At 59.4% G+C, this 24,190-nt stretch carries 16 protein-coding genes; 9 read left to right on the top strand and 7 right to left on the bottom strand.

Annotated elements, in window-relative coordinates; all coding sequences use genetic code 11:
* Nucleotides 1-31 precede the first annotated feature (31 nt).
* On the bottom strand, nucleotides 32-3,754 hold the full coding sequence (locus tag I5L79_RS09365; protein WP_196954769.1) for a BamA/TamA family outer membrane protein: 3,723 nt from the start codon (nucleotides 3,752-3,754) through the stop codon (nucleotides 32-34).
* Nucleotides 3,755-4,265: 511 nt separating this feature from the next.
* Between I5L79_RS09365 and I5L79_RS09360 the strand changes: the two genes are divergently transcribed.
* Nucleotides 4,266-5,732 carry a carbohydrate-binding protein gene (locus tag I5L79_RS09360; protein ID WP_196954768.1) on the top strand — a complete coding sequence of 489 codons (1,467 nt, stop codon included), beginning with the start codon at nucleotides 4,266-4,268 and terminating at the stop codon, nucleotides 5,730-5,732.
* Nucleotides 5,733-5,814: 82 nt separating this feature from the next.
* Here the strand turns inward: I5L79_RS09360 and I5L79_RS09355 are convergent, their stop codons facing one another.
* The 3 genes from I5L79_RS09355 to topA form a co-directional block, all read right to left on the bottom strand.
* Nucleotides 5,815-6,510, bottom strand: a complete 696-nt coding sequence (locus tag I5L79_RS09355; RefSeq protein WP_196954767.1) for an SIR2 family NAD-dependent protein deacylase — start codon at nucleotides 6,508-6,510, stop codon at nucleotides 5,815-5,817.
* An 80-nt stretch (nucleotides 6,511-6,590) separates the two neighbouring features.
* Entirely contained in the window at nucleotides 6,591-7,478 is an 888-nt protein-coding gene (locus I5L79_RS09350; RefSeq protein ID WP_196954766.1) for a DUF4846 domain-containing protein, read from the bottom strand.
* 135 nt (nucleotides 7,479-7,613) lie between these two features.
* Nucleotides 7,614-10,097: a type I DNA topoisomerase gene (gene topA, locus I5L79_RS09345; RefSeq protein WP_196954765.1), complete on the bottom strand. Its 2,484-nt coding sequence runs from the start codon at nucleotides 10,095-10,097 to the stop codon at nucleotides 7,614-7,616.
* 341 nt (nucleotides 10,098-10,438) lie between these two features.
* Here topA and I5L79_RS09340 point away from each other — a divergent pair, with 341 nt between their 5' ends.
* The 8 genes from I5L79_RS09340 (at nucleotide 10,439) to I5L79_RS09305 (ending at nucleotide 20,943) form a co-directional block, all read left to right on the top strand.
* Entirely contained in the window at nucleotides 10,439-14,788 is a 4,350-nt protein-coding gene (locus I5L79_RS09340; RefSeq protein WP_196954764.1) for a methyl-accepting chemotaxis protein, read from the top strand.
* A gap of 76 nt (nucleotides 14,789-14,864) precedes the next feature.
* A complete protein-coding gene (locus tag I5L79_RS09335) occupies nucleotides 14,865-15,401 on the top strand; it encodes a chemotaxis protein CheW (RefSeq protein WP_196954763.1) in 537 nt (178 codons plus the stop codon).
* Nucleotides 15,402-15,441: 40 nt separating this feature from the next.
* Nucleotides 15,442-15,852: a response regulator gene (locus tag I5L79_RS09330; protein WP_196954762.1), complete on the top strand. Its 411-nt coding sequence runs from the start codon at nucleotides 15,442-15,444 to the stop codon at nucleotides 15,850-15,852.
* A 76-nt stretch (nucleotides 15,853-15,928) separates the two neighbouring features.
* Nucleotides 15,929-16,999 (top strand): chemotaxis protein CheB, encoded by a 1,071-nt coding sequence (locus tag I5L79_RS09325; protein WP_196954761.1) that lies wholly within the window; start codon nucleotides 15,929-15,931, stop codon nucleotides 16,997-16,999.
* Nucleotides 16,996-18,621, top strand: coding sequence for a chemotaxis protein CheA (locus I5L79_RS09320; RefSeq protein WP_196954760.1), 1,626 nt, complete (start codon nucleotides 16,996-16,998; stop codon nucleotides 18,619-18,621). Before I5L79_RS09325 ends, I5L79_RS09320 begins: the two co-directional genes overlap by 4 nt.
* 27 nt (nucleotides 18,622-18,648) lie before the next feature.
* Nucleotides 18,649-19,326: a chemotaxis protein CheC gene (locus tag I5L79_RS09315; protein ID WP_317191371.1), complete on the top strand. Its 678-nt coding sequence runs from the start codon at nucleotides 18,649-18,651 to the stop codon at nucleotides 19,324-19,326.
* Between the two features lie 29 nt (nucleotides 19,327-19,355).
* Entirely contained in the window at nucleotides 19,356-20,441 is a 1,086-nt protein-coding gene (locus I5L79_RS09310) for an agmatinase family protein (RefSeq protein ID WP_196954759.1), read from the top strand.
* Between the two features lie 166 nt (nucleotides 20,442-20,607).
* On the top strand, nucleotides 20,608-20,943 hold the full coding sequence (locus I5L79_RS09305; RefSeq protein ID WP_196954758.1) for a phage holin family protein: 336 nt from the start codon (nucleotides 20,608-20,610) through the stop codon (nucleotides 20,941-20,943).
* An 85-nt stretch (nucleotides 20,944-21,028) separates the two neighbouring features.
* Here I5L79_RS09305 and I5L79_RS09300 read toward each other — a convergent pair whose 3' ends face one another.
* The 3 genes from I5L79_RS09300 to I5L79_RS09290 all read right to left on the bottom strand — a co-directional run bounded on the left by I5L79_RS09300 (nucleotide 21,029) and on the right by I5L79_RS09290 (nucleotide 24,101).
* A complete protein-coding gene (locus I5L79_RS09300) occupies nucleotides 21,029-21,745 on the bottom strand; it encodes a DUF4349 domain-containing protein (RefSeq protein ID WP_196954757.1) in 717 nt (238 codons plus the stop codon).
* A 190-nt stretch (nucleotides 21,746-21,935) separates the two neighbouring features.
* Complete coding sequence (murA, locus tag I5L79_RS09295; RefSeq protein ID WP_196954756.1) at nucleotides 21,936-23,240, bottom strand: UDP-N-acetylglucosamine 1-carboxyvinyltransferase; 1,305 nt, start codon at nucleotides 23,238-23,240, stop codon at nucleotides 21,936-21,938.
* A 135-nt stretch (nucleotides 23,241-23,375) separates the two neighbouring features.
* On the bottom strand, nucleotides 23,376-24,101 hold the full coding sequence (locus I5L79_RS09290; RefSeq protein ID WP_196954755.1) for a DUF4290 domain-containing protein: 726 nt from the start codon (nucleotides 24,099-24,101) through the stop codon (nucleotides 23,376-23,378).
* Nucleotides 24,102-24,190: the final 89 nt, after the last annotated feature.

Below are 24,190 nucleotides of genomic sequence, written 5' to 3'. Positions count from 1 at the left end.
CGTTCCGTAGCAGGGCCCTTCTGTCTCAGTTCTACTGGTCAATCCTAAACCCAACGCCGAACTGAAGCAGGGCGCTTTCTTCCTCGGAGGTCTGGTAGGAAATGGACAAAGCCAGCTGCTCGGTGACGGGTGCGATGTAGAAGCCACCGCCGTAGCCCGCGTGCCAGCCGGTGGGCGAGGCGCCGCGGTAGTACACGCGGCCCTGGTCGTAGAACCCGAACACGCCGTAGTAGAAGGGCAGGATGGAGTTTTTACTTTGGCCCAGAGCCAGGCGCAGTTCGGTGTTGAGGTAGGCACTGGCGTCGCCGGTGAAGCGGTTGCGCACGTAGCCGCGCAAACCCTCGCGTAAGCCCAGATTGGTGTATTTGTAGAAGGGAATCTGGTTACGGTCGCCGTAGTTTTTGGCGCCGCCCACTTTCACCACCAGCGTAGCGGGCACGAGCAGGCGGGCCGTGCCGTAGAACTCGCCGAAGGCCTGGGTAAGCCCGAAGTTTGCTCTGGCCTGGTTGAGCTGACGGTAGGAGTCGTGCTGGGCCCGCAGGCGCACCCCGCGCCGGGCAAAGCTCTGCCGGTCGCGCAAATCAAGGTCCAGCACGGCGTTCAGTCCCACCAGCCGCTGAAACTGGGTGTTGGGCCGCAGGTCGTCGGGAATGGGACTAGGATTTTCGGAGCCCAGCAGGGAGTTGGCCGTGTAGTTGGATTTATAATGCTCGTAGCTGGGGCCGATGCGGAAGAGGCTACGCTGCAAGAAGGTGCGCTCCAGGAAAGCGTTGGCAGTGTAGCCTTTGTAGCGTGCCTTGTAGAAGTTGTCGTTGTACAGGTTTTCGTCCTTGGTAGTCTGGTTGCCGAGGCCGAAGAAGTTGTAATACTGGAAGTAGTTGCCGTACTCGGTACGCAGGCCAATATCCCACTTCCTGATGGCGTAGCGGTAGCGCGAATTCAATGAAACCTGGAAGTTGCCGTTAGTGGAGCCCTGAATATCGATGCCGTACAGGTTCTTGAAGCCGGGCTTGCGGAAGCCCTGGTGCACAATGTCGAAGCCCGCGCCAGCCCCGAATCCATCACTCTGGTTGAAGATGAGCGTAGCACGTGGGTTGTAGCCATCGTACTCGAACTGCTCCCGGTCGTAGCGGTTTACTTCGAGTTTGGTGGAAGTGCGGTTGTCACTTTCCTTGCTCAGCTTCAGCTCCGTGTCGGGCACGTCGTACACTTTCGTGAGGGCGCGCAGGCCGGATACACCCGATTCATCCGTAATTCGGTCTTTGCCGTCGCCGCCGATGATGCGCAGGAGTACGCTGTGCGGGGCCTGGCCCGTAACGGTGAAAATATCGTCGTCGCCGAGGCCGTAGAGGCTTACTTCGTCGGTTTCCTTGCGCTTGAAGGTGCGGTCGAACAGCGGCTCACCCTCGGGCTGGTCGGTGCCCTTGGCCTTGTCGAACATACGCACGCGCAGGTTGCCGTCGGGGAGGCGTTCGGCCTGGAACACTTCGCTCTTGTTGGAGCCTACTACGTCCACGCGCTTGGCCAGCATCAGGTAGTACTCATCCAGTGCTTTGGGCAGCTCCTGAATGCGGGCTTTCAGCTTGCGGTTGATTTCCTGACCGGACAACGCCTGAATTTCCTGGGGAAACTGGGCGGTAGCCTGGTCGATGGCGGCGGGGGTAATCTGCTGCTGCAAGTACTTGCCTACGTCCTGCCACTGCTCCCGCGTAAGGGACTGCAGCAGGAACCTGTCCAAATGGCGGGCCGGCCAGTTCAGGCTTTCCATGTCGTGAAACTCGCTCTGGAAGTCCTCAATGCTGGGCACAGCCCATTCGCGGTTGGCCGTCCAGGTCAGCAGCCCGTTCCAGAGGGTAAACGACTGGTCCCGGTCGCGCGGAATGGGCTTGTAGATGGTCGTGTTGCCTTGCTTGTAGCCGGCCCATTTCCAGTTGTCCTCGTGCTTGCCGAAGTCGGCCACCAGCATATCAAAAGCACGGGCCTTGCCTAGGGCCACGGCGTCGATGCGGTTGTCGTGGTCCTTGTAGAGTTGGCGGAAAAAGCTGAACGAGCGGCGCACATCGTCGGCCCCGCCAAAGCCGGGTAGGTTGGGCTTGGGGTCCACGGGGCGGTCTTCCAAAGTGCCCAGCAGGCCGGCGTACTGGTCGCGGTAGGGACCGAGTTGCTGGTTGTCGGGCAGCACAAACAGGCGCGGCCGGGCGTGCAGAATATCGGTCTGATCAAGCAGGGACGACACGGCCAGGGCGGAGTAGGGGTGGGCCGTGGGCGTGATGTCGCGCAGCACGTCGGCGGCAATGGAGTTGCGCAGCTCCGGAGGCAGGATCTTGGTCACGTCTTTGTCCACCGAGCGGAACACGTACTCGGAGGAGTCGGCGGCAATGAGCTTGAGCGAAGTCGTCTGCCGTCCGCCGCCCCGGCCAAAGGGCCGCAGGCCACCTTTATCGGTAGCCAAGTTGAGCGTGGGCACCTGCACTGGCTGCGTCCAGGACGTGCGGTAGAGGGGCCCCAGGAAAAACCGCTTGCCGGGGCCACCCTTGTACTGCGGGCCGGGTGTTACAGTAGTGGTAGCCACAAAAGGCGCGTCGGGTTTGGCATTGGCTACCCCGCGTGGGGCCGTAGGGCACTCGGGAATAAAGGCATTGACGGGTATACCCGGCAGGCGTGGCTCCTGGCAGGCACTCTGGAACAGCGTACCCGCGTAGGATTCCTTTACCGCTTCGGTAGTACCTTGGAAGGTGTAAAAAGCCGTTTTAACAGTACCGTCCTCGTAATATTCGAGCTTGGAAAAGCCTTCTTCAGACTTGTTGTATAGGGATTTGGCATTGGCGCCCACGTGCTGCTTTTCTGTGAAGGAGCCGGCTACGAGGTGGTAGTTGCCGGCCAACGGAGTGAGCTGCAGGCTATAGTCGTGGGCGGCGGCGTACACCACACCGGGGTTTTCCTGCAGCGTATTCAGCAACTCCTTGCGGAAGTTCTGGTAGGCCGGGTTGGCCATGTCGCGCGGGGAGCCTACGTTCTGGCGGTAGGCCGTGTAGAACGAGCCCACCAGCGGGGGCAGAAAGTGGCGCAGCACGGGCATGTGGCCGCCGTAGATGCCATTACTGACGACGGGCTGGTGGCCAACCAGCAGCACGTTTTTGCCCTTGGTGTCATCCAGAATATCCTGCAGCTGCTCCCGGAATTCCTCCTGGGTCATCGTCTTGCAGTCGGTGTCGGGCGCTTCGGGCCGGTCGTAGGGGTGCGTCCACCAGGGCGAGTTGATGGCTACCAGACGCACGTTGGGGGCAATATCCACCACTTCAGGGCCGGGGCAGCCACCCGTGGGTACGAAGGCGTTCTGGCCGGGCAGGCGCTTCTCGATGTACTCTTCCAGCCGGCGCACGCGCTTCAAGCCCTCGGGGCCGGAGTTGGCCCAGTCCTTATCACCAGGCACAAAGTAAAGCTTACCATTGGGCAACCCGGTGAGCAGGTTAATAAGCACATCGGCCCGGGCCTTCTGACCAGCCGCGCTGCTGTCCTGCTTGCCGGCCAGACTTTCATTGCCCACGATGTCGCCAAGGTGGACAAGGGTAAACGGGCCGGTTTGCTGCTCTAGGGTACGGCGCAGAGCCTGCAGGTGAGCGGGAGTAGGCGCGGTGGTGGCGGTGTTGCCGAGCAGGAAAACAGTATGGGCCGGGGCAGTCTGCGCCAGCGCCGGGCACGTTGCCGTAAGCAACAGCGCAGCAGCCAGCAGCCGGAAGTAAGGGTTGAGCATGTAGCTGGAAGGGAAATCCGAACGGGAAGTGCCTTCCTTACGCAGAAAGCTGAACGGAGATAAGGCCGGATTAACATTTCTTAATCTGATAAATGAAATTTTCTGTCTGTCAGCAGCACATTTTATTAGGGGTTCACCCGGAAGCAGCCAAGTGTATAAGGCCGGTTGGAGCCGGTAGTTTGAAAATGCCTTGTCAAAACTGGCCTGCTATTACAATATATTAAAAATTTCCTGTGCAAAATCCTGCTTTTTTGCTTGTTTTCTAACCGCTTTATCTGCCATACCTAATGGTGGCTTATATCGGGCTTATTGCCTGATCGGGCACATCAACGCGTGTGACGTAAGTGATAAAAAGATGAAAAAAACATGGTTTTAGCACCATATAAGGCGTTTTCAAAAGTTGACATTGCACTGACCGACCCGATATATTGCTACTGTTTCCAAGACTGCATCCGGCAGCCTTGGAGGCCCCGATTTTCCCGACCTACCTCTTTTCCACAACCCCACCATCATGAAGAAACTCTTTACCACATTTTGTGGCGCTCTGGCATTGGCCGGCGCCACCCAAGTAGCCCAGGCGCAAACCTACCAGCAGGTCTGGGCCGATGAATTTAATGGTAGCATCAGCTCCAGCTGGGTGTTTGAAACCGGCGGTGGCGGCTGGGGCAACAACGAAAAGCAGTACTACCAGCGCGCCAACGCCACCGTGAATGGCACGGACCTGATGATTACGGCCCGGAGAGAAAATGTAGGCGGGTTGCCCTACACCTCGGCCCGGATGAAAACGCAGGGCATCAAGCAATTCACCTACGGCAAGATAGAGGCGCGCATCAAGATGCCACTTGGCCAGGGCCTGTGGCCGGCTTTCTGGATGCTGGGCGCCAACATCGGACAGGTTGGCTGGCCGGCTTGCGGCGAAATCGACGTGATGGAGCACATCAACTCCGAAAGCAAGGTGTACGGCACAGTGCACTGGGACAGCAACGGCCATGCCGAGTACGGCGGCAACATCGTGACGACGCCCCAGAACTACCACGTGTACACGGTGGAATGGGAGCCCACCTACATCCGCTGGTTTGTGGATGGAGTGAAGTACCACGAAATCAACATTACCGGCAACACCGGCGGTACCGAGGAGTTTCAGCGGCCCTTTTTCCTGCTCCTGAACCTGGCGGTAGCCGGCAACTGGCCCGGCCAGACGGTAGACGAAAGCAAGTTGCCCGCTACCATGTACGTTGACTATGTACGGGTATACCAGAAAACAAGCACTCCAACTACCTCTAGCGTTACGCTGCAGGCAGAAAGCTACTCGGCCATGAACGGCGTACAGTTGGAAAACTGCTCGGAAGGTGGCCAGAACGTGGCCTACATCGATGCCGGCGACTGGATGGCCTACAACAACGTCAACTTTCCCACTTCGGGCACTTATAAGCTGGAGTACCGCGTAGCTAGCCCCAGCGGTGGTACGTTGTCGTCGGATCTGAACGCTGGCTCCGTGCAGCTGGGCAATGTGGCCATTCCGGCTACTGGTGGCTGGCAGAACTGGACGACGGTTTCCAAGAACGTGAACGTCAATGCGGGCACCTACAACTTCGGGGTGTTTGCCCAAACCAGTGGCTGGAATATCAACTGGATCCGCATCACCAAAGTCACTGCCCTGACCGGTTCCGCTGGCACTACCACGCTCACCACGGCTACGGATGCCAAGACCAAAGCGGCCAGCGGCCCCTTCGGCGTGGAGGTGTACCCGAACCCGCTGCCCGCCGGCCGTACGTTGCAGCTGCGCCTGAGCGGCCACGATGCCAAATTGCCCGTAGGCGTGCGCATCACCACGGTAAGCGGCCAGGAAATGCTCCAGCGTACGACTTTTGCCAACGGCGAGCTGCAGCTGGATTGCCAGTCGCTCAAGAGTGGCCTCTACCTGCTGCGCGTGACGAGCGGCGAATCGACCCAGGTGCAGAAGCTGGTAATTCAGTAGCGCGCCAAGCCCATCTGGTTTAATGCAAAAAGCCCCGCCGCAAAGATGCGGCGGGGCTTTTGCCTGCTGAGGTCAGCCAGAATCAGCTTTCGGCGCGCATCAGTTCGGCGGCCACTTTGGGCACGCCGGTGGTGGCGGGCTCGGTGATGAAGTGCAGATCGGGGCGGGCTGAAACCGGCGGGCGACTAGGGTCGATGATATAGATGGGCGTGCCCGGCCGGACGTAGTTGACGAGCCCGGCCGCCGGGTACACCTGTAGGGAAGTGCCCACCACCAGAAACACATCGGCCGTAGTGGCTTCCTCTACGGCGCGCTCCATCAGTGGCACCGCCTCGCCAAACCACACGATGTTGGGCCTGAGCTGGTGGCCTTTCTCGCACAGGTCGCCCAGCTCTATCCGGTCCGATTCCATGGGGTACACCAGTTGCTCGAAGTAGGAGCTGCGCGACTCAAACAGCTGGCCGTGCAGATGAATAACGTGCGAGGAGCCGGCCCGCTCGTGCAGGTCATCCACGTTCTGGGTTACAATCACTACGTCAAAGTCCTGCTCCAGCGCGGCCAGGGCCAGGTGGCCGGCGTTGGGCTCCGCGGCACGGGCAGCGCCCCGGCGCTGGTTGTAGAACTCCAGCACCAGTTCGGGGTTTTTGGCCCAGCCCTCGGGCGTGGCCACGTCCTCGATGCGGTGACCTTCCCACAGCCCATCGGAGCCCCGGAAAGTAGCCAGGCCGCTTTCAGCCGAAATGCCGGCCCCGGTGAGGGCCACGATTTTCTTTTTCATAGGTAGCGGGGATAATAGATTCGTCAGGTATATACCTTGTCTGGGCCCGTGTGGTTCGGAGCAGTACCGCTGCTGCTGCGCTACTCAAACCGGCCCAATTCGGTGCGCTCGAACGTCCACTCAGGCGTAAGTACCTGGTCAGCCTGCGGATCGAGAAAGAACCAGGCGCCCAGGCCCGGAGCCTCCAGATTCTTCAAGACGTGCATCTGTTGGGCAGGCATGTAGCTTTGCGCCAGCAGGGCTACGCGGCGGCCGGTGCTGGATTGCACCGCTACGTCCAGCACCAGCACCGCGTGGCCCGGCGAGCCACCGTGAATCAGTACGTCGCCGGGGCGCACCTGCGCTAAGGGAACAGGCCGCAGTTCCTTGCTCAGCGACAGGGTACCGGCGTAAGTGAATATCCGGTCGAGGTAGCGGCGGAGGCTGGCGTGGCTGGGTGCTTCGGCGGGGCGTGGGGCAGGCTGCACGCTGTTGCCCGTCACCCGAAACCCCGTACCTGAGTACCAGTCCTGAAAGCGGATATCGTGGCCGCTGGTGAGGTGAAAATGAATCTGGTTGGGCTGTCGGCTGAACTGGTACTCGGCCCGCAAGCGGATAACCGCATCGGCGCACTGCTGCAGATCCTGATTGCCTACGTCGAGGTCCAGCACGGCTGCGTGTACATCCTGGCGGTTTTTCAGCTGCCCATTGTGCAGCCTCACCGGCGGTTTCCCCGGCAGCAAAGGCAGATACCGCAGCCACGCCCCAAAAGAGGCCGGTAGTACATCCACACGCTGGTAGCCTTGGGGTGGAGTAAACCGAGAGGCTAGCGTCTGGCGGGCGTTGTAGCGCCCGGCTGCCAGCCAAGCATAGTCCTGAGCCCGGCCGGAGACAAGGGTTTGCGCAGTCCCGGCTTGCCGGGCCGGAGCAGATTCGGCCGGTATAGGGTTGCCAAGTGTGGCGAGCAGCAACAGTAGGATAGGCATCATCAGTATAGAAAATGGCAAGTTCAATGCAGCCTTCCTAACGGCTCCATCAGCTTGGTATTTCATCCAACCTACAACAAAAAAGGCCCCGGCTAACGCCGGAGCCTTTTTGCTGCGCGGAATGGCGCGAAAGAAACTTTACTTAGCCTTGCTGGCCGTTTTGGAAGCGGCTGTTTTAGGAGCAGCCTTCTTAGCGGCCGGCTTTTTCGCCGCTGGCTTTTTGGCGGCCGGTTTCTTGGCGGGCGTATCCGCTTTTTCCTCGGCGGCAGGCGCAGCTTTCTTTCCGAAGCGGCCGCCTTTGGCTGGTTTATCCGGCGTGGCGTCAGCCAGCTCCAGGCAGCGTTCCAGGGTCAGCTCAATGGGTTCTTCGCCTTTCGGAATCTTCACGTTCTTCTTGCCCACTACGATGTAAGGGCCGAAACGGCCATTTAGTACCTGCACGTCTTCGCGGCCAGGGAAAGTTTTAATCAGGCGCTCCGAGTCCGACTTGCGTTTGGCTTCAATCAGATCAATGCCTTCCTGAGCCGTGATGGTGTGCGGGTCCTGCTCCTTGGTGAGCGAGTAAAACTTGCTGTCGTGGCGGATGTAGGGGCCGAAGCGGCCGAGCGCGGCCGTCATGGCCTTGTCTTCGAACTCGCCCACCACGCGCGGTAGCTTAAACAGCTCCAGCGCTTCTTCCAGGGTGATATTCTCGATGAACTGCCCCTTGCGCAGGCTGGCATACACGGCCTTTTCGCCTTCGGGGGCACCTTCCAGCGGCTCAATCTGCACGTACGGCCCAAAACGCCCTAGGCGAGCCGTCAGCTTTTGGCCGGTTTCGGGGTGGATGCCGATTTCGCGGGTGCTGCCCAGCGTGCTGCGCTCGATGTCCTGCCCACGCTCTACCGTTTCGTGGAAGGTGGTGTAGAAGCCGGCCAGCATATCCGTCCATACCTCCTGGCCATCGGCAATGCGGTCAAACTCGTCTTCTACCTTGGCCGTGAACTGAAAGTCCACAATCACGGGGAAGTGCTCTACCAGGAAATCCGTTACGACCATGGCCGTGTCCGTCGGGAACAGCTTGGCTTTGTCGGCTCCGTAATTTTCAGTCTTTACCTCGGTTTTCACCGTGTCGCCATCCAGCGTGAGCACATGAAACTTACGCTCCTTGCCTTCACGAGTGTCTTTTTCCACGTAGCCGCGCTTCTGAATGGTACTGATGGTAGGCGCGTAGGTGGAAGGCCGGCCGATGCCCATTTCCTCCATCTTTTTCACCAGGGAAGCCTCCGTGTAGCGCGCCGCCGGGGAGGCATACCGCTCGGTAGCGCGCAGCACCTGCAGAGGTAGGTCCTGGCCCACACTCAAGGGCGGTAAGCCGCGTGAAAACGACGATTCCGCAGCTTCATCCTGCTCGTCATCGTCCTTGCTCTCGGCGTAGGCTTTCAGGAAGCCTTCGAAGGTAATAACCTCGCCCGTAGCCGTAAGCGTCACGCCGGGTTGGGTGCTGATGCCGATAGTAGCCACTGTGCGCTCAATCACCGCGTCGGCCATCTGGGAGCCCAGGGCGCGCTTGCGGATCAGGTCGTAGAGGCGCTGCTCGGCGGAGTCCTCGCCGGCTTTTACCAGCGCAAAGTCCGTGGGCCGGATGGCTTCGTGGGCTTCCTGAGCCGAGGCCGACTTGGTTTTAAATTGGCGGGTGTGGGCGTATTCTTCGCCGTAGGCTTGCGAAATGGCCACTTTGGCCGCCGCCAGCGCATCCTGCGAGAGGTTCACGGAATCGGTGCGCATGTAGCTGATGCGGCCGGCTTCGTAGAGCTTCTGGGCCACGCTCATGGTCTGGGCCACCGAGAATCCCAGCTTACGCGAGGCTTCCTGCTGCAGGGTAGAGGTAGTAAACGGCGGCGCGGGGCTGCGCTTGCCGGGCTTTTTCTCCAGGTTTTCGATGCGGTAGCTGGCTCCCACGCTGCGCGTCAGGAAGGCTTCAGCATCTTCGCGGGCGGCAAAGCGCTTTGGCAGCTCGGCTTCCAGCACGGCCCCGCGGCCGGCATCAAAGCGGGCTACCACGCGGTAGGCGGAGGACGTTTTGAATTGGCTGATTTCCCGCTCCCGCTCCACTACCAAGCGTACGGCCACACTCTGCACACGCCCTGCTGAGAGGCCGGCTTTTACTTTTTTCCAGAGTACCGGGCTCAGCTCAAACCCCACCAGCCGGTCGAGCACGCGGCGGGCCTGCTGGGCGTTTACCAGGTTCAGGTCTATTTCCCGGGGGTTGTCGATGGCCGTGAGAATGGCGTTCTTGGTGATTTCGCGAAACACGATACGGCGCGTTTTGTCGCCGCCGGTCAGGTTCAGGGTTTCGGCCAGGTGCCAGCTAATGGCCTCCCCTTCGCGGTCATCGTCACTGGCCAGCCACACAGTTTCGGCTTCCTTGGCCAGCTTCTTCAGCTGGCTGATGATTTCGCGTTTATCGGGCGATACGACGTAGGTAGGCTTGAAGCCATTAGCAATGTCAATGGCATTGTTATCCTTCGGCAAATCACGCACGTGGCCAAAGCTGGATTTTACGATGAAGTCCTTGCCCAGGTAACCTTCGATGGTTTTGGCCTTGGCTGGGGACTCGACAATGACTAGATTCTTAACCATATAGGAGGAAGCAGGGCGGGGGCTGCCGTTATTTTCTTGAGTAGAACGGGAAGCAGCGCAGGGAAGTTGAATTTTGCCGCAAAGATGCTGCAATATTCCGGCCCGGTATTTTATTCATCCAGATAAAGTTGAAATAAAGCCGGGAGTCTACTACACAATAGGCCAGTAACTAGTTCAGCAGATGATGATTGAGCTATATAGCGCGGCAAACCAGGAAAAATGCCGGTGAGTTAGGCTGGTTTACCAGTTTTGTTACCTTTGTCGGTCTGACGAAAAGGGCTGATTTCCGGCTTGTCTTCATCTGCACCGCCTTTATTTCCGGCTTCGCAATTCCATAGTATATGGCTTCTGGCAAACCCACCCGCGCCGCTAAATCCGCCGATTCTTCTGTTACTGCCGCTACCGACGCGCCGGTAACGCCTCCGCGCAACGGGCAGTCCGAAGCGGCGCCTTCCAAGAAAGGCACGGCCGTTACGAGTGACAGCACGCGCAAGCGGGGAGTGGTGCGGGCCGAAATAGCCGACCAGGCCCCGGACTACGTCAACGAGCAGCTTAACCGCGTGCTCTACGCCCTCGATGCCTTTAAGAAAGGCGACGTATCGGTGCGCCTCACCAAGCAGAACGACGACATCTTCGCCGAAATAGCCGAAGCCTACAATTCCATGGTGGAAATGATTGGCGGGGTAGGCGGTGAAGTGTCGCGCATTTCGAAGGTGGCCGGGGTGGAAGGCAACCTGAAAGCCCGGGCATCGGCTGAAAATGCCGCCGGTTTCTGGCGCGACATGATCAACAATATCAACGGCCTGGTAGACAGCATTGCCGTGCCGGTATTGGAGGTAGGCAAAGTACTGAAGAACATCAGCCGCGGCAACCTCGACGAATCCTTCCAGATTCCGGTATCCGGCGACTTCAAGGTGATGGCCGAAACCATCAACAAAACGATTGACAACCTCAACGTTTTCGCCGGCGAGGTAACCCGCGTGGCCCAGGAAGTAGGTACCGAAGGAAAGCTGGGTGGCCAGGCCTCGGTACCGAACGTGGGCGGCATCTGGAAAGACCTTACCGACAACGTAAACAACATGGCCAGCAACCTGACTTCTCAGGTGCGCGACATTGCCAACGTAGCTACCGCCGTAGCCAAGGGTGACCTGACCCAGAAGATTACGGTAGATGTAAAAGGGGAGCTGCTGCAGCTGAAGCAGAACCTGAACCAGATGGTGGACTCCCTGAACCTGTTCGCAGGCGAAGTAACCCGCGTGGCCCAGGAAGTAGGTACCGAAGGAAAGCTGGGTGGCCAGGCATCGGTGCCGAACGTGGGCGGGGTTTGGAAAGACCTTACCGACAACGTAAACAACATGGCCAGCAACCTGACTTCTCAGGTGCGCGACATTGCCAACGTGGCCACGGCCGTAGCCAAGGGTGACCTGACCCAGAAGATTACAGTAGACGTAAAAGGGGAGCTGCTACAGTTGAAGCAGAACCTGAACCAGATGGTGGACTCGCTCAACCTGTTCGCCGGCGAGGTAACGCGCGTGGCCCAGGAAGTAGGCACCGAAGGCCGCCTCGGCGGTCAGGCCGTAGTGCCCAACGTAGCCGGTACCTGGAAAGACCTGACGGACAACGTAAACACCATGGCCGCCAACCTGACTTCTCAGGTGCGCGACATTGCCAACGTAGCCACGGCCGTAGCCCGCGGCGACTTGAGCCAGAAAATCACCGTTGATGTAAAAGGGGAGCTGCTGCAGTTGAAGCAGAACCTGAACCAGATGGTGGACTCGCTGAACCTGTTCGCTGGCGAAGTAACCCGCGTGGCTCTCGAGGTAGGCGCGGAAGGCAAGTTGGGCGGCCAGGCCTCGGTTCCGAACGTGGCCGGCGTGTGGAAGGAGCTGACTGACAATGTAAACTACATGGCTTCGAACTTGACGAGCCAGGTACGGGACATTGCCAACGTAGCTACCGCCGTAGCCCGCGGCGACTTGTCGCAGAAAATGACGGTGAACGTGAAGGGCGAAATCCTGGAGCTCAAGAACATCTTGAACCAGATGGTGGACTCCCTGAACATCTTTGCCGGGGAAGTAACCCGCGTGGCCCGCGAAGTAGGTACGGAAGGGAAGCTGGGCGGCCAAGCCAACGTACCCCGCGTAGGCGGTACCTGGAAAGAACTGACCGACAACGTAAACACGATGGCCAGCAACCTGACTTCTCAGGTGCGCGACATTGCCAACGTGGCCACGGCCGTAGCTAAAGGTGACCTGACGCAGAAAATTACGGTCGATGTGAAAGGGGAACTGCTGGATCTGAAGAACATTCTGAACCAGATGGTGGACTCCCTGAACATTTTCGCCGGCGAAGTAACCCGGGTGGCCCGCGAAGTAGGCACCGAGGGTATCCTGGGCGGCCAGGCCAACGTGCCGAACGTTTCGGGTACCTGGAAAGACCTCACCGACAACGTAAACACGATGGCCAGCAACCTGACTTCTCAGGTGCGCGACATTGCCAACGTAGCTACCGCCGTAGCCCGCGGTGACCTAAGCCAGAAGATTACGGTAAACGTAAAGGGCGAGCTTTTCCAGTTGAAGGAAAACCTCAACCAGATGGTGGACTCGCTCAACACCTTCGGCGACGAAGTAACCCGCGTGGCCCGCGAAGTAGGCACCGAAGGCAAGCTGGGTGGTCAGGCCGTAGTACCCAACGTACGAGGAACCTGGAAAGACCTCACCGACAACGTAAACTTCATGGCCGCTTCGCTCACCAGCCAGGTGCGCGACATTGCCAACGTAACCACTGCCGTAGCCCGCGGAGACCTGAGCCAGAAAGTATCCGTTGATGTAAAAGGCGAGCTGCTCGACCTGAAGGACAACATCAACCGGATGGTGGACTCGCTCAACATCTTTGCCGGTGAGGTAACCCGCGTGGCGCTTGAAGTAGGTACCGAAGGCCGCCTCGGTGGTCAGGCCAACGTGCCCAGCGTGAGCGGGGTATGGAAAGAGCTGACCGACCGGGTAAATACCATGGCCTCCAACCTTACTACGCAGGTGCGGGGCATTGTGAAGGTAGTAACCGCCGTATCCAAAGGTGACCTGACCCAGAAGCTGACCCTCGAAGCCAAAGGCGAAGTAGCCGATCTGGCCGAAACCATCAACCGAATGGTGGACGACCTGAACCGCCTGGCCGTGGAAGTAAGCCGCGTGGCCAAGGTAGCTGGGGTAGAAGGCAAGCTGACCGAGCGCGCCACGGTAGGCGGGGTGTCGGGCTCCTGGAAAGAACTCGTGGACACGCTCAACGCCCTGCTCGAATCCATTGCCTCGCCGGTACTGGAAGTAGCCCGCGTCGTACGCGCCATTTCGGAAGGCGACCTGACCCAGCGCGTGGAAGTACCCACTGCCGGCGACATCATGGCCATGTCCGACGCCCTCAACCTGGCCGTGGAAAACCTGAACGAGCTGCTCGGCGAAATCAACGACTCGTCCCTGATTGTGGGCTCGTCGTCGGAGGAAATGGCCGGCAAAGGCCAGGAAATGAGCCGCGTCACGGTGGACGTGGCCCTGGCCATGCAGCAGATGGCTGAAGGCGCCCAGAACCAGGCCCTCAAGACCGACCAGGCCTTCAAGCTGATCGAGGAAATCATGACAGCTACCAAGGAAACGGCCGGCAAGGCCGACGTCGGTATCAAAGCCGCTATCCTGGGTGAGCAAACCTCGCAGTTGGGTCTGAAAACGGTAGCTGAGGTGGTGAAGAACATGGAAGAAATTTCCAACGCCGCCGCCCAGACGGCCCGCACCATTGAAGTGCTGAGCACCCGTTCCGGGGAAATCAGCAAGTCGCTGGGCGTTATCACCGACATTGCCTCGCAAACCAACCTGCTGGCCCTGAACGCCGCCATCGAAGCGGCCCGCGCCGGGGAAGCTGGCCGCGGTTTCGCCGTAGTAGCCGAGGAAATCCGCAAGCTGGCCGAAGGCTCCCGCAAATCGGCCAACGAAATTGCCACGCTGGTAGAAGACGTAAAGAAAGATACGACCTCCGCCGCTACCGCTATTTCGACCATGGAAGGCCGGGTACTCAAAGGCAAAAACGCTACGTTTGAAGCCTCCAGTGCCTTTAAGAACATTGCCACCTCCAGCGGCGAGACACTTCGCACTTCCCGCGACATCCTCACGGCCACCGAGGTGCAGAAAACCTCGATTGGCGACGTAGTAAAGTACGTGGAGGAAGTGGTAGCCATTGCTGAGCAGACGGCTTCGGGCACGCAACAGGTAGCCGGCACGGCCAAGCAGCTTTCTTCGAGCATGCAGGAGCTCACGGCTTCCAGCCAAAAGCTGGCCGACATTGCCGATGACCTGCAGGCGGGCCTGTCCAACTTCCAGCTGATCGAATTCGTGGAGCCCGAGCCCGAGCCTGAACCCGTTCGGCGCGGTCTGCGGCGTATGGTTCAGCAGGTGAAGCCCGAAGTCAAGCAGCCCGTGCGGCGGCAGCAGGGGCCGGTAACGCGCCAGGCTGCCCGCCCGGCTACGTCGGCAGCGCGTTCGGCCGCACCGGCTAAGGGACCCTCAATAGCCCAAGCCAAGCCGGCTGCCAAGGCCGCCGCGAAACCAGCGCGGGCCTCTGCCCCTAAAAAGGGTGCTGACGCTCCGGCCGCCAATAATAAACCGGAGGCCACGCCCCGTAAATCTTCCAAAAACAAAGGCAAATAGTTTCGGACGTCGGCTAGGGGCCACGCGGTGGTGCTCACCGCAGGCCCCAACCCGGTAGCGTTTCAAGCGCAGTAGTATGCAAACAGAAGCCAGCGTCAGTAAAAAACAGGTCATTCAGGAAGCCGTTATTCAGCTGATTATTTTCAAGCTGGGCAGCGAGGAATATGGTGTGCGCATCGAGCAGGTAAAGGAAGTGACCATCACTCCGGAAATTGCGCAGATGCCCAAAACGCCCGCTTTCGTGAAGGGCATTGCCAACCTGCGGGGCGACATTATTGCCATCATTGATCTGGAGGAGCGGTTTGGCTTGCGCCGAGGCCATCAGCCCACTACAGACGGGCTGTCCTATACGCTGGCCATCGAAGCCAAGGACTACACCATTGGCATTGTGGTGCGGGAGGTTCCTCAACCACTTTCTTTGCCTGTGTCCGCCATCGAAAAAGCGCCCGAATTCATCCAAGACAACGGGATTCAGGAAAAATACATTGAAGGTATTGCCCGGCTGGAAGGTCGCATCATCATTGTGCTGGACATGATGAAGTTGCTGACGCCCGCCGAAATCATGCAGCTGAACACACGCGGAGAATCTTCCGGGACACGCTCCCGTACGTAGTCCCAACCATTTTCCTCGTTACACTCCGTTTCCCTTACTTATGAAAAACCGCATTCTCATCGTAGACGACTCGTTCTACATGCGCACGATGCTGAAGAATATGCTCACCGACGCCGGTTACGAGGTGGTGGGCGAAGCAGCCAATGGCCAGCAGGCCCTGGAAATGGCCACCGCCACCCGGCCCGATCTTATTACCCTCGACGTAATTCTACCTGATAACACGGGCCTGGATGTGCTGAAAGGTATTCGGCAGGAGCAGCCGGAGGTGCGCATCGTAATGTGCAGCGCCGTTGGACAGGAAGTGATTGTAAACGAAGCACTGGAAAGCGGCGCCGTGGCGTATATCGTGAAGCCGTTCTCGGAAGAGAAAGTGCTGGAAATCGTGAGCACCGCCCTGCAGCAGGGCAGCTCCTCCGCCGACGCAGCTTCCGATACCGACGAAGCTCAATAAGGGCTAGGTTGGCAGCCGCTTTGGTTGTCAACATATGGGCTCGATTTATACCCTTTCGCCACGCTTTCCATTTTCCGTGATCCGCTTATCTCCAGCACCTAATACCGTCTTGCTTGGTGAGCTACCAGGGCTTTCGCGCCTGGAGCTGACCCGGTGGCTGGCGGTTGCGCCCGATATGCGGGTGGTAGGCTCAGGCGGTACTGCGGAGGATCTGGTGCGGCAATGCCAGCGGCTGCGGCCCAGCCTGGTTATTGCCGGTGAAAGTGCATTACCCGTCCTGAGCCAACTTAATCAGGTGCGTCCTGTGCCCGTGCTGCTGTATGCCAATGGTCTACCGCTGCCGGGCATGCTCCGTGAGGTGGCCCGCTTCGGGGTATACGACTATATACTGCCGCTGCTGCCCCGCGAGCATACTGGCGCCGCCCAGCAGCGCGCTGATTTCTGGCGCAAAATTCGGGCAGTATTACCCTCGGTTTCGGCCCCGGCTCCCCGCCCGGCTACTTTGCTGGCCCCACCTCAGGGGGTTATTGTGCTGGGCGGCTCTACCGGCGGCACCAAAGCCGTGGAGCAAATTGTACAGCAATTGTCATCTACGCTGAAGCAGGCCGTGCTGGTAGCCGTACATCTGCCGGCTCATTTTACGGACTCGTTCGTGGAACGTTTACGCCGCATATCCCCGCTGCCGGTGCAGGCTGCCAGCCATGAGTCGCGGCTGGAGCCCGGCAAGATCATGGTCATTCCCGGGGGGCAGAATATGGTGGTGCGCCCGATCAGCAACGGACCCTGGCTGGGCTGGCAAACCGAATTCTCCACGGAAATGCCGGGCTTCGATGTGCCTTCCATCGATCTGCTGCTGGCTTCCCTGGCCCGTACGATGGGGCGTAAAGTCACCGGCGTTATCCTGAGTGGGTTGGGAAGTGACGGTACAGCCGGCGCGCAACTGGTGCGGGCGCAGGGGGGCGCCATCATTGCCCAGAACGAGCAGTCGGCTACGGTATTCGGGATGCCTAAATCGGTTATCCAGGCCGGGCTGGCTTCGCAGGTGTTGCCTTTGCATAGTATTGCCGAGTTTATCAACCGGTATGGTTCCGCGGCGTCGCCTGTCCATGCGCAGGCCCGTTCTGTTTCCCAACTCTCGCTCGGATGAAATCACGGGACCAGGAATACCGCGAAATGTTCATGGCGGAAGCGTTGGAGTACTACGACGCCATGGGCCGCCATATCAGCGAGCTGGAGAAAAACCCGCAGGCCGACGCCGCGCTCAATGAGCTGTTCCGGCTGATGCATAACCTGAAGGCGAATGCGCGGGCCATGGGCTTCAACGAGCTGGGCGAAATTGCCCACGGTATGGAGACCATCTTCGGCCTGATTCGCAGCAAGGAAAAGGCGTTTACGGGCTCGGTTATTCCCGTCATCTTTGGCGGCATCGATACCATTGGCGTTATCATCCGGGCCATTGGCGAAGATGCGCCGCTGCCGGAGGCAAGCATGCTGCTGGCCAACCTCGACCGACTGGTGAAAGGTGAAGAGCCCATTCTGGACGGTGAGCTGGCCGCCGAAGACTCGCGCAAGCTGGAGCTGTCGGACCTGGTCTATATCCAAATCAAGAAGCTAGACCATCTGCTGAACTTGGTTGGGGAGCTGATTATCGATCGCGACCGGGTGTTTACCCTGGGCCAGGAAATCGGCAACCCGGCCCTGCAGGCAGTGGCCTCGCACCTGTACCGCATTGCCGACGAGTTGCAGTACAGCGTGATGGATGCCCGGCTGGTAAACGTTGGGTCCCTGTTCAACAAGTTTCCGCGGGTGGTGCGCGACGTGGCGACGGCCGAGCAAAAGGAAGTCAACCTCACCATCAGCGGACAGGATATTCAGATTGACCGCAACATCCTCCAGATCATTACCGATGCGCTGCTGCACCTGGTGCGCAACGCCATCGGGCACGGCATCGAACAGCCTGCCGAACGCGAAAAGGTTGGCAAGCCGCCGGTCGGGGAGCTGGCCATCCTGGCTTCCACGGAGCGTGACGACGTGCTGATTCAGGTGCGCGATGATGGCCAGGGCATCGATGTGGAAAGCGTACGGCGCAAAGCCGTGGAGCGCGGGCTGGTAAGTGCCGGGGCTGCGGCCTCGCTCAGCCCCAGCGACGTGCGGGCTTTCCTGTTTGAGCCCGGCTTTTCCATGGCCAAGGAAGTAACCGATATTTCGGGCCGGGGCGTGGGCCTGGATGTAGTGAAGCTGGCCATCGACTCCCTCGGCGGGCAGTTGCGCGTTGATTCAGAGCTGGGCAAGGGCACTACCTTCACGCTGGTATTGCCCACCTCCATTGCCGTCAAAGGCGCCTTGCTCTTTGAGCTGGAAGGCCGCAGCTACGCCCTGCTGCTTATGCACATCGACTCGGTGGTGTCATTGTGGCCGCAGCAGCTGCACGTGGTCGGCGGGATGCTCCTGGCCGAAGTACAGGGCGAAAACGTGCCGGTGGTGAGTTTGCGGCAGCTGCTGCACTCCGGCGACGAACCATTGCCTCCCGCCGACCGCAGCGAGCTGCACGGGCGGCAGGATATCATCATTGCCAACTACAACAACCGGCGGCTGGGCCTCATCGTCGACCGGTTTGTACGACAGCAGAACATTGTCATCAAACCCATGTCTCAACCCCTGGATACCATTGATCTGTTTGGCGGCGTTACGCTGCTGGGCAGTGGTCAGGTATGCCTAGTGTTGGACGTGCCGGCCATAACCCGAGTGTTTCTGGCCAAAAGACCTTAATCTACGTATTGCATACCCCGGCTCGGCGTGCACCCGCACAAAGAGCTGGCCAACCGAATTGAGAGTATGGAGTTGCACATGACGGAACTGGAGCGGGATATCATCCGTGAGATTCTCAATATCGGCCTGGCGCGCGCGGCAGACTCATTTGCCGTTATTGCCCAAGAGAAGGTATTGCTGGAGGTGCCCAACCTGGACCTGGTCACGGCGGACAGCGTGATTGAAACCGTGCAGCAGTACGAGTACAGCCACCGCATCATTCAGTCGGATATCCGCGGAGACTTCAACGGCACTACGCTGATGCTGTTTTCCGGCCAGCACGTGCAACGGCTCTCTAAGGTCTGTTTGCGCATGGATGTGCCGGAATCTATCGAGATAAATGAGATGCAGGAGTCCCTGCTGCTGGAGATGAGCAATATTATCACCGGCGCGCTGGTCACGCAGTTGGCCAATATTCTCAAAGCGCACATATACGGGGCGCCCCCGGCTGCTTCCAATGGCGACGTAACTATTTCCCTGCACAGCCTCATCAGCCACAACCCGGGCTTCCAGCCGCTGATTTTCTCGGTTATCACCCAGTTCTCCGATCAGAACAGCTCCGTGGAATTGCCGCTGATGCTGTTCTTCGACCGGGACACGTTTGTGAAGATTCTGGAAATCATTCGCGGCTACAACTTCCTTGATACGCAGTCGGCGGGCGCTTAAGCGCGTTCTGCCGTTTTCCTTTCCTGCTCATGTCCACCTCTTCACTCGAAGAAAAGCTTGCTAAGTTTGACCCCAACGGTGTTGGGGATTCCAGCGGCGGGTTGTTTGGCTTGCCTTTCACCCCCGCCGAAGCCCAGGTAGTGGTAGTGCCCGTACCCTGGGAAGTTACCGTGTCGTACCGCGCCGGTACGGCTGCCGGACCCGCCGCCATCCGCGACGCCTCGGCCCAGGTAGACCTCTACGACCCGGACGTGCCGGATGCCTGGCGCCTGGGCATCGCCATGGAGGAAATTGACGAAACCTGGGCCCAGCAAAGCCATACGTTACGGCAGCAGTCGGAAGAGTACATTGGCTGGCTGGAAGCCGGGCAACCCGCAAAAGGCGGCGCCGGGTTTGCTGCCGTGCCCTCCGCTATTACTGCCAAAGGCCAGGAGCTGCTGGCGTGGCTTCAGCAAAAAACCGGCACTCTGCTCGATGCGGGCAAGAGCGTGGTGGTGCTGGGCGGCGACCATAGTACCCCGCTGGGCTACATGCACGCGCTGGCTGAGCGCCACGAGGAGTTCGGGATTCTGCAGATTGATGCCCACTGCGACCTGCGGCCGGCCTACGAAGGCTTCCAGTATTCGCACGCCTCTATTATGTACAACGCCCTGCAACTGCCCCAGGTAAAAAAGCTGGTGCAGGTAGGCATCCGCGACCTGTGCCAGCAGGAAGCTGATCTGATTGCGCACTCCGGGGGCCGGGTGGCCATGTTCCACCACCGTTCCCTGCGCGACCAGATGTACGAGAAGAAGTCGTGGAAGAAGATGTGCGGCAAAATCATTGCTCAGCTGCCTCAAAAGGTGTACCTGAGCTTCGACATCGACGGCCTCGACCCCAAGCTTTGCCCCGGCACCGGCACGCCCGTGCCCGGCGGGCTGGAGTTTGAGGAAGCCCTTTACCTGATTCGGGCCGTGGTACGCTCCGGCCGCCAGATCATCGGTTGCGACCTGAACGAGGTAGCTCCCGGCGAAACCGACTGGAACGGCAACGTGGGCGCCCGCCTGCTGTATCAGATGTGCAACTGGATGGCCGTTTCACAGGGCCACCTGAAAGCTACTGGCATGGCCGGTTAATTGGTCAATTATGAAAAAAAGGTCTGTTTCCGAAGGGGAGCAGACCTTTTTTGTTGGCTAAAAGAGTTGCCATAATAACCCAAGCCCGCCGGAAAGAGTACATTAGCCCGGCGCTATAATTAGTGTCAGTTTGGATTTTCCTTCACCCTCAACTCTCTCCACTGTTATGGGCTTCATTCTCAAGTTCATCCTCACGGCCATCCTTACCTACGTGCTGGCCCGCTACCTGCCCGGCTCGCACATCGGCGGTTTCAAAGACGCTGTTCTACTGGTGCTGGTGCTGGCAGTGCTCAACGCCATCCTGAAGCCTATTCTGAAAGTCCTGGGCTTTCCTATTACCATCCTCACGCTGGGGCTGTTTTTGCTGGTCATCAACGCCGTTATCGTACTACTAGCCGACTGGATTCTGCCTGGCTTCAAGGTAGATGGTTTCCTGGCGGCCCTGCTGTTCAGCGTGGTGCTGTCGTTGGTGACGGCCGTAGTGGATATGGTGGTCGATTGATCGGCAATGCTGAAAACGAAACCGCCCGACTACGCTGCGTAGTCGGGCGGTTTCGTTTTCGAAGTCAGCTGTTTGTGAGCCGCCCTTAGCGGGAAACTAAGGCGCGGCGCCGCCGGTAAAGCAGCCAGGCCCCAGCCAGCAGCGTGAGGGGCCAGAAGTACGTGACGAATACCAATGATTCGCCCAACAAGTACCAGCCGTAGCGCAGGCCAGCTGCCAAACGGGGAAACAGCGGGGCCTGAGGTTCCATTTCAGTGGGTACGGGCTGGTAATACTGCAAATGAAGTGTCCCCAGGGTGGCTTCCTCCGCCAGCAGTTGGTCGTTGGCCGCTAGGGTAGAGGTATCCGTGGCAGCGCGGGGAATGGTGCGCACGCGCAGCTGCTCCGTAGCCAGGTCGCGGGAGCGGATGTCTTTGCTTTCGACGTAGCCCAGGCGGCCCAGCGCCACGGTAAGCGCCAGAAACTGAGTTGAAGGTACCCGAATGGTAAGACGCTGCGTGTGGCGGCTGTCTTCTCTGGCTTCGTGCGCTTCAGCCAGGTAGGCGTGGTGCTGGTAGAGTACCGTATCCAGCTGGCTGGTTGCCGCTGCAAAATCCTGTACGGCCATGCGCATCTCGCCCTCATAAATCACGGGGCGGCGGGTTTGCCACAGCCGGCCCAGCGGTATGCCCGACAGCTCGGTGGCGGCAGGAACTACTATTTCCTGCGCCGGGGATTCTTCAACGGTTTCGGTGGCTTGCTGCTGGGCGCACCCAGCCAGCATCAGCCCCGCCAGCGGGAGCAGACGCAAATACTTTTTCATCGGAAGTAGGGGGAATTGAGATGGATGAAAAAGCCGCGCAGCTTCTGCTTCTTCATACCGGCACTCCTGAAACGTAACCCATTGCTGGCAGCAAACGCAAAGCCGCCCGGCCTCTGCAAGCAGAAACCGGGCGGCTCAGGGAAAAAATTGTGTGTATGTGAGTTATTTATCCAAACACCAAACGGGGCGGCTACAGGCGGCGGATCTGGGCCCCGAGGGCAGAGAGGCGCTTGTCGATGTACTGATAGCCGCGGTCAATCTGCTCCACGTTGTCAATCACGCTGCGGCCTTCAGCCGAAAGGGCGGCAATAAGCAGGGCCACGCCCGCCCGGATGTCGGGCGAGGTCATGTTGATGCCGTGCAGCTGCTTCTGGCGGTCCAGGCCGATAACGGTGGCGCGGTGCGGGTCGCAGAGGATTACCTGAGCGCCCATGTCGATGAGCTTATCCACGAAAAACAGGCGTGACTCAAACATCTTCTGGTGAATGAGCACGGTGCCCTTGGCCTGCGTAGCCACCACCAGCACAATGCTCAGCAGATCGGGCGTGAAGCCGGGCCAGGTGTGGTCGGAAACCGTGAGGATGGAGCCGTCGAGGTAGGTGGCAATTTCGTAGTGGGGCTGCGCCGGAATGTGGATGTCGTCGCCGCGAAACTCCAGCTGAATACCCAGCTTACGGAAGGTATCAGGAATGATGCCAAGCTCCGGAATCTGACAGTCCTTGATGGTGATTTCCGAGCCCGTCATGGCGGCCAGGCCGATGAAGGAGCCGATTTCAATCATGTCGGGCAGCATGCGGTGGTCGGTGCCGCCCAGGCTTTCTACGCCCTCAATGGTGAGCAGGTTGGAGCCGATGCCGTTGATGTTGGCCCCCATGCGTACCAGCATCTTGCAGAGCTGCTGCAGGTAAGGCTCGCAGGCCGCGTTGTAGATGGTCGTGGTGCCCTTCGCCAGCACGGCGGCCATGACGATATTGGCCGTGCCGGTCACGGAGGCTTCGTCCAGCATCATGTAGGTGCCCGTTAGCCCGTTTTCGGCCTTGATGCGGTAGAAGTCGGAGCCTTCCATGGTGAGCTTGCCGCCCAGCTTTTCCAGGCCGAGGAAGTGCGTATCCATAGGACGCCGGCCGATTTTGTCGCCTCCGGGCTTGGGGAGCTGACATTTGCCGAATCGTCCCAGCATGGGCCCCAGAATCATAACGGAGCCGCGCAATGCCCCGGCCTGGGCTACAAATTCAGGGGTGTCGAGGTAGTCGAGGTTGACGGCGTCGGCCTGGAAGCGGTACGTGTCAGAGGCCAGTTTGCCTACTTTCACGCCCATGTCGCGCAGCAACTCAATGAGCTTGTTCACGTCCCGGATGTCGGGGATGTTGCTGATGGTAACGGGCTCGGGGGTGAGCAGGACGGCGCACAGAATCTGCAGGGCTTCGTTTTTAGCGCCCTGGGGTACGATTTCTCCCTTCAGCGGATGTCCGCCGATTACTTCAAATGAAGCCATGTAGTTACTGGTTGTTCGTGGTCAGTTTTTCGTGCCCTGATGCCAATGGTGGCGGTTTGTTGACAAGTGCAAATTGTCCGTCGCCAAAGCTGGTACAGCCTGACGACGGACAACTTGCCATTGACAACTAAATCCTTACTGCGGGGGTTGCTGGGGCTCCTGGCGGCTTTTCTTGCCGCCCCGGCGCTGCTTGTCGCGGCGGTTGCCAGCGCCTCCACTACGGCGGCCTTCGCGGTCGGGGCGTTCCTGGCGGGGCTGCGGCACGATGAAGGGGGCCGGACGGCCACCAGCAGTGGCGGGAGCAGCGGCGGTTTCAAACAAGCCCTGCGCTTCTACCTGAGCGGGGTCGAGCGTTAGCTTGCCACCGGAAAGGTCCTTGAGGTGCTTGAGGATGGTGACGTCCTTGGCGTTTTCCTTGTTGTGGGAGCGGTAAAGGAACTTCATGGTGCGGCCAATGGTGATAGTGGCCTGCTCGCGCTCCTGCGGATCTTCCAAGGTCAGCGCCTTTTCCACCATCAGCTCCACGCCCCGGCCGTAGGCGCGCAGCTTCAGGGCTTTCTGGGGGTAGGGCAGGGGCTTGGGGTGTTCGTTCAGGTCTTTCAGGCCTTTAAGCTCAAACGGCGAGTCGATGTCCAGATTCTCATCGGCCATTTCGTAGAGGTGGTTCCATACCTTCTGCTGGGCATCGGGCTGGTCGCGCAGGCCGGGCTGCAGACGGAAAATCAGCTGCACCAGCTGGTGGGCGCGCTTGGTCCGCTCGTCGCGGTCTTCGATATCGTGGAGCTGCTGGATGAGCTGGTAAGTGCTCTGGCCGTACTCGCGCTGGAGCAGCTCGTGTTTATGCAGGGAAGGTAAAGGCATGGGCAAGGAAAAAGTCGGCAAATATACGTCAAACCGCCCCCCGGCCCTAGTTTCGGAACGAGGGCGGGCGGGAGGCATACTGACAGGCA

This window comes from Hymenobacter guriensis (genome assembly GCF_015773195.1).
GTDB lineage: Bacteria > Bacteroidota > Bacteroidia > Cytophagales > Hymenobacteraceae > Hymenobacter > Hymenobacter guriensis.
The sequence above is the reverse complement of the archived record's forward strand: the minus strand, read 5'-3'. Positions and strand labels throughout refer to the sequence as shown.

What these genes read in the sequence shown, in the direction of transcription:
- topA (WP_196954765.1), bottom strand. Translation starts at nt 10,097, where the DNA reads ATGGTTAAGAATCTAGTCATTGTCGAGTCCCCAGCCAAGGCCAAAACC.
- I5L79_RS09355 (WP_196954767.1), bottom strand. Translation starts at nt 6,510, where the DNA reads ATGAAAAAGAAAATCGTGGCCCTCACCGGGGCCGGCATTTCGGCTGAA.
- I5L79_RS09335 (WP_196954763.1), top strand. Translation starts at nt 14,865, where the DNA reads ATGCAAACAGAAGCCAGCGTCAGTAAAAAACAGGTCATTCAGGAAGCC.
- I5L79_RS09340 (WP_196954764.1), top strand. Translation starts at nt 10,439, where the DNA reads ATGGCTTCTGGCAAACCCACCCGCGCCGCTAAATCCGCCGATTCTTCT.
- I5L79_RS09320 (WP_196954760.1), top strand. Translation starts at nt 16,996, where the DNA reads ATGAAATCACGGGACCAGGAATACCGCGAAATGTTCATGGCGGAAGCG.
- I5L79_RS09350 (WP_196954766.1), bottom strand. Translation starts at nt 7,478, where the DNA reads ATGATGCCTATCCTACTGTTGCTGCTCGCCACACTTGGCAACCCTATA.
- I5L79_RS09300 (WP_196954757.1), bottom strand. Translation starts at nt 21,745, where the DNA reads ATGAAAAAGTATTTGCGTCTGCTCCCGCTGGCGGGGCTGATGCTGGCT.
- I5L79_RS09360 (WP_196954768.1), top strand. Translation starts at nt 4,266, where the DNA reads ATGAAGAAACTCTTTACCACATTTTGTGGCGCTCTGGCATTGGCCGGC.
- I5L79_RS09365 (WP_196954769.1), bottom strand. Translation starts at nt 3,754, where the DNA reads ATGCTCAACCCTTACTTCCGGCTGCTGGCTGCTGCGCTGTTGCTTACG.
- I5L79_RS09310 (WP_196954759.1), top strand. Translation starts at nt 19,356, where the DNA reads ATGTCCACCTCTTCACTCGAAGAAAAGCTTGCTAAGTTTGACCCCAAC.
- I5L79_RS09290 (WP_196954755.1), bottom strand. Translation starts at nt 24,101, where the DNA reads ATGCCTTTACCTTCCCTGCATAAACACGAGCTGCTCCAGCGCGAGTAC.
- I5L79_RS09330 (WP_196954762.1), top strand. Translation starts at nt 15,442, where the DNA reads ATGAAAAACCGCATTCTCATCGTAGACGACTCGTTCTACATGCGCACG.
- murA (WP_196954756.1), bottom strand. Translation starts at nt 23,240, where the DNA reads ATGGCTTCATTTGAAGTAATCGGCGGACATCCGCTGAAGGGAGAAATC.
- I5L79_RS09305 (WP_196954758.1), top strand. Translation starts at nt 20,608, where the DNA reads ATGGGCTTCATTCTCAAGTTCATCCTCACGGCCATCCTTACCTACGTG.